The following is a 13,566-nucleotide window of genomic DNA, read 5'->3' on the forward strand; positions in this document are numbered from 1 at the left end:
CTCCCATCAGGTTTATTAACAAAAACCGTAAATAAATATCAATGTGTTACTAATGACATTTTGTTCTTAAAGTATCGCACCCCGTTAGTTTAAGTGAAAACCCCCACAATCTTTTTTTTACCTTGGCTCTGTTAAATTTTAATGTTGATAATAGTGTAGAAATAAAGGAAAAGCTCTAATTAATGGTTTTTCCCTTTATTCATACACTATCGGTTAGTTCAAGAAGGTTTTTTCTTTGCTATCCGTGCTATATAAATCTATTCTTTCTTTCACATTGGCACTCTTACCTATATCCCACCATTCAACAATCATATAAATATCGCTAACTTCATTTAGTGTGATAGGGTCTCCATTTTTGTTCAAATATACTCCACCTTCGATTGCTCCCGTTGTTTTTTTTGCAATATCAATTCCTGCACCATTTGCCGAACCAGAATGTACCACTATATCTTTACCGTTAATAACTGCGTGGGTTTCAAATTGAAAAGAATCTGTGATGTATTCATTTGCATTTTTCATTTTCAAAGTTCCATTACCTGCTTTAAAGTTTTCTGGTGTTATCATAACTTCATATCCAGTTAATTTCCAAGTTTGACTTTCTCCCATTAATGATAAATAGTAATGATTTATAACTGATTTCTCATTACTGTTGCATCCAGAAAGTAAAAGAATTAATAATACCAAACTGAATAATTGACTGAATTTTGCTTTTCCTAATAACACAATCTCCCCCCTCTGCTATCACATTTTCATTATATATATACCATATTTTCCCTCTAAGGAACTGTCCGTTCAACTCCCAGTTAGTGAAACAAACATGGTTATGTACTCAAATCTATTTTTTCCCATTCTTCACCAGGAGTAACGACCCATTCGAGTGCTTTTCTTCTTTCCATAATCGTGCCTTCGTCAAGCTTATTATGTTTTTTCCCATTTAATCGTGCATCGACTAAATACCAATGAAGCCTATAATATAAATCGACTTGTTCATATATTTCCTTATAATTTCTCGTAAGTGTTTGAGCTTCTAATGTAGAAAAATCTTGCTTTTTTTTAACATCTGGAATCATTTGGATTAAGTTATCGCCTACGGGTTCATCTATGCGAAAGTTATTGTTTATACCTAAGACCCAAACTAAAGCCCACAGGCTTTCAACATACCATTTTAACCTCATTATCTCTGTTGGCGTAACATCTATCTCACTTTTCTCTAAAATACCCTTTTCAAACTCTGTGATATATTGAAATAAATCCTGTTCTTCTATCCATCCTTTAATTATAGATGGAGGGGCTTGATGTGCAATATAAACCATTCCAGCCATAATGGTTACTCTTTTAATAATTTCATCGCTATTCCGTACACCTTGATAATCAATTATAGGTAAGTTTGGGTTAATTTTCGCCCCATATTTTTTGATTTTTTCTTCTGATTTGTTCCTTTAATTCAAAGAAATTTAATTCCATAAACTTCACCCTATTTCCGAAGTTTTTTCAATTTAAACTTTTTTCGTTAGGTCAATAGTTCTACAAAAAGTGCGTTAATCCTTCTTCAAGTAACCTGCTACGTTACTTTAAGTATATAGTTTCACAATCTCTCCTAAACTCTAACCTAGATACCTTGGTGTTGTTCAACAATCTGGCCCGATTGCCGAACAATTGGTATTTTCCCAGATAGCCCCTCAACCCTCGATTCGTTTCCAAACCCCTTTTTACCTTTTTTCTATCTATTATGCCGTTTTGGGACTTAGCTCGGACTAACCCCCAATACATTAATAGCTGCTATAATAGAACAAAATGAGCGTTAATTCTTAAAATAAGCGTTAATCCTTCTTAAAGTAAAATGCCACGTTCAATAAGGAAAATACGTCTCCACTTATAGTAGAAACGCACCCTTTGAAGAAAGTATCAATTTGTGTCAAATCAATATCCTAATTCGAAGACGTTTCTCGTCTTTTCGCTTTTTTAATTGCAGAATAAAGGGTTGCTGTAAGAACATACTATCCCAAAAGGACTATCAGAATATTATAAGGGAGAAACAGCAATGCCAGTATTTGTTGAAGTCATCTTTCGAACATTTACCGCTTTTATTCTATTATGGGTATTTGTCCAGCTGCTCGGTAAACAGACCATTGCACAGAAGACCTATCACCTTTATATCGCTTCCATTACGATGGGGACAATCGCAGGAAATCTGGCATTCAATATTAAAATAAAGTCCCTGTATTTTATCATTGCAATTTTTTTGATGGGGTTCGTCGTTTTTATGCTGAATCTGGTTGCAGTTCGAAATCCGCGCTTCCGGAAATGGATCGCTGGAGAACCGGCTGCCTTAATTCAAAATGGACAAATTCTCGAAGAGTCAATGGAGCAAGCGAGGTATTCATTGGATTCCCTTAAACAGGCTTTGCGTGGCAAAGATGTCTTTAACATCGAAGATGTGGAATTCGCTATTTTAGAGATAGATGGCTCACTCTCTGTATTAAAAAAACCCCAATACCAAAATACCACCAAGCAGGATTTAAATTTTCTACCTCTTGCTGAAACTGTACCGGTAGAGCTGATCTATGAAGGGAATATCTTATATGAAAACTTAGCCAAACACTCCTATGATGAAGAATGGTTAATGGCTGAGCTTAAAAAAAGAAACCTTGCTGTTTTTGACATTGCGTATGCTGTCGTAGGAACAAAAGGAAATTTGTATATTGATTTGTTTCGAGATCAATCAAATAATTAATTCATTTACTTTTGCCATTAAAAAATTCAGTAAGATAACTGGATTTGAAATTCTTATATCTGTTATCCTAAAAAAACCTAAAACTCCATTATAATTTATTATTCAAACTGCACTTTAACTGATTAAAGACCAAAAAAGAGCGCAATTCATACTTCAGAATTGCGCCCTTTAATGGAATAACAAAAATATGGTTTTAGACCTAAAATCATTTTATTTTTGTTGAACTAAAGCCCCCGTTAACTTAAGTACAATCCTTTACAATGTTTTTGTACCTTACCATTAATGTAACTCGGAAAATATTTAGTATAAAATAGGGAAATTATCTCCTTCACCAAGAAGAAATATTTTCAAGTCCACGTCATATTCAGCTCCGTTCTCAGGAATAAGTTCTTCAGCTATGTTACATATACACTCAGAAATTTTTAAAAAGTCATTTAAGCCTTTATCAAGCATCTTGTTAAAATTCGACCATATTATTGCAACTTTTTCCGAGTGTAACCCTTCTATACCTCCCCATAAGGAATCGGTAAATGAATCGTAGTTAACATTACCACTCAACGGTGGGTCAAGTGGTATTTTTTGGCTTACAATCCCTTTAAAGAAAGTTATTTCGTCTAAAATGTTACTACCATTAAGTCTTATAATGTAGAATTTTTCCACATTTAAAATCTCGATTAGCTTATTTACAGATAATCTATTTACTGTTCTTATTAGGGGGAAATTTAAATTCAAAATATACACTCCTATTTACTGGTACGATTTATTAACAATTATAGCAAAAAAACTCATTCCTTCTTAAAGTAATCTGAAACTTTAGTGCAATAAAAAAGCTGCCAGTATTGACAGCCCGTTCTTTAGAGAATGCCCTATTTACACAAGATAATGAATGATAGATACATTAAACAGAGTGAAATTTTTAATCCTTCGATATTAAGTCAATTACCTCTCTGATTAATTCCTTTGATAAATCCATATCATTTTCAAAAATATAATTTCTTTCTTCATTTAACGAATATCTAACTACTCTGTCGTACATTATTACAATTACTTCATCAAATATAATCTTGTATTTACTCTTAATCTTATTTAGTCCTTCAATAAAATAATTATGATCATCTTCATTGTTTAAAAATACACTTATAGGAGTACAGCAAAGAATATTTTTATTAAATAACGTATAGTTTTTATTAAGTTTAATAAACTTCTTTTCAATACCTTTAAGAATAATATCGTGAATGTCCCTACTAGATGACGATTGAATCAATACACCATCACTATAAATTTTCCCATCTCTTTTATACTTCTCATAGCTATATTTATCTCCTAATTTTTCTCTACTACCATTATTAGCGATATTCTTTAACAGGTTTTGATCTTCATTAGAAGGAGTTGTAGCTTCAATTCCAACCTTTTCAACATTTTTCTTCCAAATTATAAAGTCAGGACTTTCAAATTTAATTACCTCATATTCTCTATAGTTAAAAATTACTCGATATAATTCCATACAATAGAACTCTGACTGTAACTTACTTAATTCCAATTTAATCACCCTATCTCTAATTACACTTTACCTTTTGTTGTGTTCTATAAATGTATAGCTTAATTGAACAAATGCACCCGTTAGCTCAATAAGAAATTTATATGACTGAAGTCCGTTCCAAATCAAAAATATTGATTTGATTTTCATCAAATAGTTCTTCTAAAGCCTGTAATCCGTTTTTATCCGCATAATTTTTTTCTTCTTCTGAAATTGGAATAGCCATTAACCAAGCCACTTGCTTCTTCTCAAATTTAATTGTTTTCAACGTATCTTCCCAAAGAAAAGGAGAAAGGAATAAAATATGCTTCATATGTCTATCTGGGAGATACATTTCAATTACGCCCTTAAAGATAGTTCCTAATGAACATTCAAATTTAGAATTGATAATATTGAATGCACAGGTTGATAAAATATTTGGAAAACATTCAAAATCACTTGCACCCACCAATTCAGCTCGTAATGGTATCCTGTTACCCTCGTATCCAATTGAGAAATCAGATAGACCAAGGGTAGCATATGATAAAATACCTTCAAAATTTCTATCTTCACAAGAAAGAATATCGACTGAACTTATATTGTTATCATCCCAATATTTAAAAACTTTGGGCTTTCCTTCAAATGCATTAAGTGCTGTCCTAGCAATAACCTTATTTTCTTCTGATACAGTCATTAAAACTTCCCCAATTCTTTTTTACATTAAATATATCATTAGTGCTTATTTAACTAAATAAACTGCCACGTTAGTACAATAAGTTCAACAAAAAGAAGCGTTATTTTTCTTGGATAAACGCCCCTGTTAGCTGAATAAGGAATATTTTTTAATGTACCCCAGCAAAGACACACATAAATGTAAAAATAAAAAAGAAAGTAAGGACAGCACCGAGTAATACTTGATTTCGAGTATCCTTTTCACCTTTTATTTTCTTTAACAAAAAAGCAAGGTTTAGAAACCATAGGACTCCTAACATCGGTATTACAAACAATAAAAAAATAGAACCATAGGCTACCTACCTCCTAACTTTATGATTTTCCTTATGTATTCTATTCTGCCTCCATTGTAAATTTCCCTTTTTCTTCAACTAACCTGCCACGTTACTTTAATAAGAAAGAGCATTTTCCTTGTTCTAGTGTTGCACTTGGTAGTGTTAGTAAATGACTGGTTAATGTAGTTTTTAACAAAACCAATTTATACTAGTTGCAGTTTTATAATCCTCTTCAAACACTCCGTATTTTACAATACCAATAATGTTTTAGATTTTTCACACAATTTTAACATCATAAATAAAACAAATAATGGTATAATTTTTGAAAAGGCTTACAATCGTTGAAGTTTGAGGTGAATAGATAATGGATTTCTATGAAAAGTTACCTGTTGATTTTTTAATTCATTTTTATAATGACATTATTAAAAATATTGAAAAAGATATTCTTTCAAAAAATATGTATTATGAATTAGGCATAATTATTTCTGTTGCTAATCGGAGAGGAATTTCCTTAGACCATCCTTCTGATTTTAATGAAGTGATTAATCAGAAAGTCTTAAATGATTTATTACAATCGGGACAAGTTGGTACAGGGGGTTGTTCTCAGATTGCCTAAGCCTTATAATTTTATAATTTCAAAAAATGTACTTCTATTAATAAAACTGACTTTAAATAATAAAAATAGGTGCTACCAGATAAGGTAACACCTTTTTTATGCCCAAATTTTTAGTTAAAGCACTCCGATAGTTTAATAAGAAAAAATACACACGTTTACCATTTTTAACAATTTTGCTAATATTTAGAAAAAAGGAGGATTATATGAAAATGAATGTATTTTCTATTTTTTTAATACTAATTGGCGTAATAATCGGTGCACTCGGTTATTTTTTCTTCACAAATGTATTTATACCCAATATGATGTAATTACCTCAGAATCCTCTGAGGTTTTTTATATAGGACTGAACTTAAAAAAAGTCCATTTCTTATTACACTAAACTGCCCCTTTAGTTTAAGTGAGAAATTTCACAATCTCGTTCTATAGTTTATTTCAACAGAAATTCCAATTTTATTGAAAACGTTCCTCAACGATCTGGCCCGATTGCTGAACTATTGGTATTCACCTCAACCCTCGAATCGTTTCCAAACCTCTCTTAACCTTTTTTCTATCTACCTTGCCGTTTTTGGACTTACCCCCCTATACATTAATAGCTGCTAAAATAGCAATAACACTCTCAAGTTCCACAAAAATAAGCGTTAATTCTTAAAATAAGCGTTAATCCTTCTTGGATCAACGCCCTCGTAAGCTTAAGTGTTATATTTCACAATGTTATTATATTTTTTTCCTTTATACCTTTTTATCGCATAGAAACACAAGATATATATCACTATAGAAATAACCCATCCAAGAATACTTTTGCTACGAATATTAATACCGTTGGCACGAAGACACGATAAAGTTAAAACTGAAAGGACAACAGAAATTAGATAAGAAATTAATAGATTATAAAAAGTCATATCCCTCTTGGTTGGTTCCCCTTTTTCAAAAAAAAATTCTAAAATTCGCATTAATTACACCTCCTTTATTTAAGATAGCTTTAATAAATGCAATCCTTTTTATATTCTTAATTCCCGTTATATTGTATTTTTGGCTTTTTAAAATTAATATTATTGTCAAATTACTAACTATCTTTATTAAACTATCCTGCCCTGTTACTTTAAGTAAAAAGTTTCACAATCACTTCTAAACTTTAACCTAGATATCTAGGTGCTGTTCAACAATATGGCCCTTAACCTAAAGAAAGAGCACAATTCTTGCTGCAGAATTGCGCCCTTTAATGGATTAACAAAAATATGGTCTTAGCCCTAAAATCATTTCATTCTTGTTGAACTAACAATCCCGTTTGTATAAGTATATATGTTCACAAACGGGTATTATTTAGTTTTGAATTCTAGAAAAGATATTTATCCAACAATCTCCTCCTCAATGGTACTCTCTGTAAAATCCTTTTTTTTGATTTTATATCCTATATATAGAATCAAAAACCATATAGGTGCTACAACTAATGCTATTCGCATGTCCTTAATAAATCCCATTAAGACAATGACAAACGCTAAAAATGTTAATGCTAAATAGGTTGAAACTGGATATAACGGCATTTTAAATGCTAGTTTTTCTATTTCCTTTTTTGTTTTTGATTGTCTGAACTTTAATTGTGTAATCAGGATAATCGTCCAGCTTGTAATAACCGAAACCGTGGCAACAGAAGAAATATACAGAAACACTTTTTCAGGAACAATATAATTCAAAACTACTGCGACTAATAAAAACAATGAAGAGAACAGGATTCCACGTCTCGGACTACCATTCTTGCTAAGCTTTCCGAAATATTTCGGACCGTTATTTTGCAGTGATAAATTGTATAGCATTCTTCCCGAAGCGAATAACCCACTATTAAAAGCAGATAATGCTGCAGTTATGACAACGAAGTTAATGATTTGAGCAGCACCAGGGATTCCAACTTTGGCAAAAATCAATACAAACGGGCTACCATTCGTGCCTACCTCATTCCAAGGATATAAAATCATCATGACTCCTAATGCACCAATATAAAAAATTAATATCCTCCAGATGACATTGTTGATAGCTAACGGAATGGATTGTTGAGGATTTTTTGCTTCCCCTGCCGTAATTCCAACTAATTCTACCCCGCCAAATGAAAACATCACGAGGACCAATGACATGATCATACCGTTGATTCCATTTGGCATGAATCCTCCATGCGTCCAAAGATTGTCAAAACCGATTGGATGTCCTCCGTTACCAATTCCCAAGAAGATGATTCCTAATCCGAGGAGAATCATTCCGATAATGGCTACAACTTTAATCAGTGCAAACCAGAATTCAAACTCTCCATATGCTTTTACATTAGCAAGGTTTATCATTGTAATTACGATAAGTACAGCCAATGCTGTCAGCCAATGTGGAATTTCAGGAAACCAGTAATTCACATAAACACCAACCACCGTTATTTCTGCCATCCCAACGACAACCCACATAAACCAATAGGTCCAGCCAGTTAAATACCCTGCAAACGTCCCCAAATATCGATGTGCATATGTACTAAATGAACCTGAAACCGGTTCATCCACAGCCATTTCCCCAAGCGCTCTCATAATAGTAAAAATAACCAATCCTCCGACTAAATATGAGATCAAAATGGATGGACCAGCCATTTGAATGGTTGCACTGGAGCCATAGAACAATCCAACTCCAATTGCACCTCCAAGTGCAATTAACTGGATATGCCTATTGTCTAAACCCCGTTGAAGTCTCTTATTTTGATTAACTTTACTCAATCATTATTCCTCCTTAAATTATTGCAAGTTCTATAAGAAACAAAAAATAAAAAAAACGCCCTTTTGGATTAACCAAAAGGACGATTCAACTCGTGTTACCACCTTTAATTCATAAGCAACTCATATTGCTTACCTTCGTAAGTACAGTCATCTGACGATACTTTAGCACATGATTACGGATGCTAATCCGGTGTAGCCTACTAAGGAATCCTATTCAGTACACAGCTCCAAGATGAATTCACAATCGTTCAACATGCACCTCTCATCAACCGGTAACTTTCTGTCTGTTTGCATGATTGCTACTATTTCTTATCATAGCCTTTGTTCTTATACCCCGAAATGTTTTAAACAAATCTTCGTAATGCAAATATTAATTATTTTTTATTTTATCGATTAATTTAAATTTGTCAATATAAAATGTTCTTCTTCAACTCCCTCAGTTTAATACGATTCTCTTTAAATATGTTATTCAAGAATATGGCCCTATACAAAAGAAAGAGTGTTGTTTTGAAATTAAGTTAAATCAAAAACACTCGCAATCTTATATTTTATGATAAATAAAAAGTTACTAATTATATATTCTCTTCCTTTTGTATACCCACCGTTAGCACTCAATTATGACGTAAATCACAGCAAAAAATACAAGACAAGATATACTTAAAGAATTAAGACATCATAGGAGTAGGAGTAACTGTTATGACAAGGTATGAACAACAAAGAAATTTTTTAAAGTCTCACTTTCTTGAATTTAAACATATTAAAACAGATAAGATAAAAGGGCTTCCAAAACCACCAATTGATAAGCCCTATGACTCGTCATCAATAATTATTGATCTTCCAAAGGTTAACGAGAACGTTATCAAGGAAGAAAATATTTACGAATGCATTAAGGGAAGAAGAAGTACGAGGTTTTATTCTGAGGAAAGTTTAAGTCTTGAGGAGTTATCATATTTATTATGGGCTACCCAAGGGATTACAAGCACCACTAAGACTGGACTTACTCTTCGAACTGTACCGTGCAGTGGTGCAACACATACATTTGAAACATATTTATTCATAATGCGAGTGGATGGAATACGAAAAGGAATTTACAGATACCTCCCAGTGGAACATAAGCTCCTATTTATGTTTGAGTTAGATGAAATCGATCAAAAGATTGATGCTATTACTTTAGATCAGCCTTTTGTCCCTAATTTCACTAAAAGGGCTGCCGTGGTGTTTGCATGGAGTACAATTCCATATCGCTCCGAATGGAAGTATGATATTTCTGCCCATAAAAAAATTCTCATAGATGTTGGACATGTATGCCAAAACCTTTATTTAGTAAGTGAATCTATTGGAGCAGGTGCTTGTGCTATCGGAATCTATGATCAAAAGTTGATTGATGAGGTTTTGGGATTAAATGGTGATGAAGAATTCATCCTCTACCTTGGTGCGGTTGGGAAAAAACGAAAATAATACAAAGCATATTGAATTAAGAAAAAAATCCATTCAGCCTTATTGAATGGATTTTTTCTAATTGTACTTTGTTATAATTACTGTATCATTTTGAGCTCTTTTTACATACAGGGACTTTTTTCGGATAAATATTTAATACGCTCTTGTGTTTTTAATTAATAAGTTCCTTAGAATTAATTAAAGCTTGTAGATAGGAGCTCTTCTTTACCTTTATATAGTGAACCTTTCATTAAGTCTGCTTCATTAGCTACTTCACTAATGAACGTAGCATGATAGCCCTGTTTCATAGAAAATTTAATCGCAGCGTTTCGAATGTTTTCTTTGGCTGCCAGACGAAGGCGTTCAATCTATTCCGGAGTCCTTGACATAGTAAACTTTTCATTCCTTCATAAAACCAGTAATTTGACGATATAGCGTCTCGGGATGGGTGAGATTGACCATATGGTCAGCACCTGCAATTTCTATGATTCTAGCGTCTGAGTGCTTACGAAAGTAATTGGCAACGCGAAGGTTATCGGGTGAATCCTCCTTACCGATTATCAATAATGTTTTAGCCGTCAATTCTCCTAATCTTTCGATGGCCGGTGGTTGTGGCCAAATTAATTTAACAGCCGGCCATTCAAACATTCGCTTCATATGGTGACGGAGCATTTGAACCATCAAATTCCGGTGTGGACTCACCGTTACAACACGATACGATGGATCACTGAGTAAAAGCTCAATCATCCTATCGATATCGGGGGCAGCTTCATGAATCTTCTTCATATTCTCTTCAAATTCCTTTGAATAGCTAAACCCAGATAAACCAGGCGCAAGCAATACAAGTTTTAAAATCCTTTCAGGATAATTCAGAGCGAATTCAGTGGCAATTTGGCCACCCATTGAGTGACCGATGAGTGTCGCCTGATTAATTTCTAGATGATCAAGCAGCGACAGCAAATCTTCAACATGGTTGACATCTTCTAAAGAGGACGGTGATTTCCCGGTCCCACGTAAGTCAAAAGCAACGACCTTATAGTGTTTCGCTAAAAGATTAGCGACAAATGTCCAGTTCCGTACATCAGCACCACCAGTGAGGAGAACCACAGGATGACCATTACCATTAACTTCGTAATACAAATCCATCGAAATCCCTCCACACATTACAATTAAATATTTTTTATGAACACCCTGATAAGATTAACAAAAAAATATTAATTCAAATTTAGTTTTCACCTAACCACTCCCCTTATTATTAATAACATTACATATTTTACCACAAGAAAGTAAAAACACGCTGAATTTTTAGATAAATTCCCCTTTGTTCAACAATCTAACTTCTTTAATTCAAATAGCTTACTCCATTAAATGGCCCGATTGTTGAATAGGTATATGTTTGCTCACTAATTAAAAACCTATAGACTGCTTCACGGGCTTTAATGGTGTAGCAACTATGTATTTACAACATTATTTGGTTCCGTTACTAAGACTTGAAGGAATATGAGAACACAACGCCGAATAAGAGAAATATGCTGGTCGCCTTTTGCTTGTTTACTGTTAATGAGACAAACACCAATCTTCGCCGAACATCTTTTTGTTCCTAACGGAGGATAATTTAACAACTTAGATATAGTTTTTTAATAATTTAAAAATTGCAATCGATAAGAAACGGCATAATCTATAATTTTCTATAATTGGTAAAAATCCAAAATGAACCTAAGGAGATTAATATGAGAAAAGTAATTTTATTCATGCACGCATCGCTTGACGGATTTGTAGCAGGACCAAAAGGAGAAATGGATTGGATCATTTACGATGAAGAATTGCAGAATTATGCCAAGGAAGTACATAATAACGTTGACACTGTTTTATATGGACGCGTGACTTATCAAATGATGGCAGGCTTCTGGTCAAATCTCCCTGAAAACCTATTAGACTCGAATTACCATGTCGAGCATGCACACTGGTTGGAGAATGCAACCAAAATCGCATTTTCAAAAAGTCTAGATCGGGTTGAATGGAAGAATTCAAGGTTGGTCAAAGAAAATATTGCGGAGGAAATCTCTACACTCAAACAACAATCAGGTAAGGATATGATCATCATCGGCAGTGCCAGTTTTGCACACAGTCTTATGAAACTCGGCTTAATTGATGAATATAGGATTAATGTCAATCCTATTGTATTAGGCGGTGGAATACCGTTATTTAAAGACGTTGCGGACAGGATACATCTTAAACTTGAAAAAGCCAACACGTTTAATTCAGGGGTCGTTGGACTTGCCTACAAGACAGTGATAAAAGAATGACCACGATAATCCCCTTTGTTACTTACGGGAACGAGGGGGTTCAATCCCCGCCTTACCACGAGGCGGTTTTTCTTTTGCTCGAAAATCAACATTTAACGATAACAGAGCCAATTTAATAATAGTCAGTTCTACCCATCTCTTATTCAATTATATGGCCCTTAACCTAAAGAAAGAGCACAATTTTTGCTGCAGAATTGCGCCCTTTAACTGAATAAGTAAAATTTCTATGTTAACGCTTATTTTAATAAAATTAAATTAGTGTTGCCATCCGTTAACCATTTTAGTCAGTTCCGCCTCAAGTCGATCAAAGTTCTGTTCATTGGCTTCGTAACAGAAACTTCTCACTTTTTCGCATTCATTAACTGATTTGTGGAGCATTTGCCATATAAGTTCGGTTTTGCCTTCTTTCTCAGCAAATGTAATGGTTAATAAAAATTCATGTATTGGCCCCAGATGGTGGATTACAATCTTTTCAGGTTCCCGTATTTCAGAAAAGATGGATTTATTCTCATAATCTACACCATTGGGTCCATGCATAATGAAACGCCAAATACCGTTCGGTCGCATATCGAACTCATGAAACGTATTAGTAAAGCCCCGGGGTCCCCACCATTTTGCCAAATGATTCGGGTCACTGAATGCTTTGAACATGATTTCACGTGGCACATTGAAGATACGAGTGTTGACAATCTCACGATCAGAGATTGGCTCAGAAGAGTTAATAATCTTCGATACCCTATAGGAAACTGCTAACTCTTGGTTATTTTTCAACTGTTCACCAAGCTGATCCAGCAAAATATTTGTCCCGTGCTCACGATCTGCTGCTGTATCATGGCCGTCTAGGAATGCGCCTTGTTCGGTAAAAATCAGTTGAGTTCCTTCATCAATTTGTTTAAACTCGACCGTTGCTACAGAAACGGAAATCCGAGTTTCATCGAGATCCATTGTGTAGGAATAGACAATGCGATGGTCAGGAATGATCTCCTGATAGTGAGCCTTAAATGTGTAAACAGGACCTCCTGGAGGACCACCATGATTTTTCTCTTGTCCACCCACTCGAAAATCAAAATCTTCAGCCTCAGTGAACCATTTTGCTTTAAGCTCTGGGTCCGCCCATGCAGCGAATACCACTTCAGGTGTGTAATTATACACCTTTTCAATGACAAAGGTATCATGTGTTACAAAGTGTTTTTTCATTCTCACTTCCTC

General features: G+C 34.0%; 12 protein-coding genes, 2 pseudogenes and 1 other annotated feature. Of the genes and pseudogenes, 5 read left to right on the forward strand and 9 right to left on the reverse strand.

Annotation, left to right across the window (positions count from 1 at the left end; all coding sequences use genetic code 11):
- Positions 1-213 precede the first annotated feature (213 nt).
- Together BN1082_RS22520 and BN1082_RS22525 are read right to left on the reverse strand one after the other, a co-directional pair.
- A complete protein-coding gene (locus BN1082_RS22520) occupies positions 214-723 on the reverse strand; it encodes a hypothetical protein (protein WP_245640515.1) in 510 nt (169 codons plus the stop codon).
- 98 nt (positions 724-821) lie between these two features.
- Positions 822-1,424, reverse strand: a pseudogene (locus tag BN1082_RS22525) (DUF4272 domain-containing protein); the annotation flags it as partial.
- 617 nt (positions 1,425-2,041) lie between these two features.
- On the opposite strand from BN1082_RS22525, the gene BN1082_RS22530 reads away from it, so the two are divergent.
- The gene (locus BN1082_RS22530) at positions 2,042-2,734 is read left to right on the forward strand and encodes a DUF421 domain-containing protein (RefSeq protein ID WP_090638660.1); all 693 of its coding nucleotides are present in this window, start codon (positions 2,042-2,044) and stop codon (positions 2,732-2,734) included.
- 300 nt (positions 2,735-3,034) lie between these two features.
- Here BN1082_RS22530 and BN1082_RS22535 read toward each other — a convergent pair whose 3' ends face one another.
- The 3 genes from BN1082_RS22535 to BN1082_RS22545 form a co-directional block, all read right to left on the reverse strand.
- The gene (locus BN1082_RS22535; RefSeq protein WP_176699901.1) at positions 3,035-3,466 is read right to left on the reverse strand and encodes a barstar family protein; all 432 of its coding nucleotides are present in this window, start codon (positions 3,464-3,466) and stop codon (positions 3,035-3,037) included.
- A 184-nt stretch (positions 3,467-3,650) separates the two neighbouring features.
- Entirely contained in the window at positions 3,651-4,274 is a 624-nt protein-coding gene (locus BN1082_RS22540; RefSeq protein WP_090638666.1) for a hypothetical protein, read from the reverse strand.
- Positions 4,275-4,371: 97 nt separating this feature from the next.
- Positions 4,372-4,944 carry a suppressor of fused domain protein gene (locus BN1082_RS22545; RefSeq protein ID WP_090638669.1) on the reverse strand — a complete coding sequence of 191 codons (573 nt, stop codon included), beginning with the start codon at positions 4,942-4,944 and terminating at the stop codon, positions 4,372-4,374.
- A gap of 677 nt (positions 4,945-5,621) precedes the next feature.
- On the opposite strand from BN1082_RS22545, the gene BN1082_RS22550 reads away from it, so the two are divergent.
- A complete protein-coding gene (locus tag BN1082_RS22550; protein WP_090638670.1) occupies positions 5,622-5,873 on the forward strand; it encodes a hypothetical protein in 252 nt (83 codons plus the stop codon).
- Positions 5,874-7,219: 1,346 nt separating this feature from the next.
- Here the strand turns inward: BN1082_RS22550 and BN1082_RS22560 are convergent.
- A complete protein-coding gene (locus tag BN1082_RS22560) occupies positions 7,220-8,614 on the reverse strand; it encodes an amino acid permease (protein ID WP_090638675.1) in 1,395 nt (464 codons plus the stop codon).
- Between the two features lie 73 nt (positions 8,615-8,687).
- Positions 8,688-8,939 (reverse strand) — a binding site (T-box leader).
- Between the two features lie 371 nt (positions 8,940-9,310).
- Here BN1082_RS22560 and BN1082_RS22565 point away from each other — a divergent pair.
- Positions 9,311-10,072 (forward strand): SagB/ThcOx family dehydrogenase, encoded by a 762-nt coding sequence (locus BN1082_RS22565; RefSeq protein ID WP_090638678.1) that lies wholly within the window; start codon positions 9,311-9,313, stop codon positions 10,070-10,072.
- A 173-nt stretch (positions 10,073-10,245) separates the two neighbouring features.
- Here the strand turns inward: BN1082_RS22565 and BN1082_RS28325 are convergent, their stop codons facing one another.
- The gene (locus tag BN1082_RS28325; RefSeq protein WP_342666677.1) at positions 10,246-10,419 is read right to left on the reverse strand and encodes a TetR family transcriptional regulator; all 174 of its coding nucleotides are present in this window, start codon (positions 10,417-10,419) and stop codon (positions 10,246-10,248) included.
- Between the two features lie 31 nt (positions 10,420-10,450).
- Positions 10,451-11,197, reverse strand: coding sequence for an alpha/beta fold hydrolase (locus BN1082_RS22575; protein WP_090638680.1), 747 nt, complete (start codon positions 11,195-11,197; stop codon positions 10,451-10,453).
- A 289-nt stretch (positions 11,198-11,486) separates the two neighbouring features.
- On the opposite strand from BN1082_RS22575, the pseudogene BN1082_RS27110 reads away from it, so the two are divergent.
- Positions 11,487-11,665: pseudogene (locus BN1082_RS27110) on the forward strand (IS1595 family transposase); the annotation flags it as partial.
- A gap of 116 nt (positions 11,666-11,781) precedes the next feature.
- Entirely contained in the window at positions 11,782-12,357 is a 576-nt protein-coding gene (locus tag BN1082_RS22580; protein ID WP_090638683.1) for a dihydrofolate reductase family protein, read from the forward strand.
- Positions 12,358-12,612: 255 nt separating this feature from the next.
- Here the strand turns inward: BN1082_RS22580 and BN1082_RS28720 are convergent, their stop codons facing one another.
- Positions 12,613-13,554 (reverse strand): SRPBCC family protein, encoded by a 942-nt coding sequence (locus BN1082_RS28720; RefSeq protein WP_090638686.1) that lies wholly within the window; start codon positions 13,552-13,554, stop codon positions 12,613-12,615.
- Between the last annotated feature and the right edge of the window lie 12 nt (positions 13,555-13,566).

The sequence above is a fragment of the Neobacillus massiliamazoniensis genome (assembly GCF_001048695.1).
Taxonomy (GTDB): Bacteria; Bacillota; Bacilli; order Bacillales; family Cytobacillaceae; genus Neobacillus; species Neobacillus massiliamazoniensis.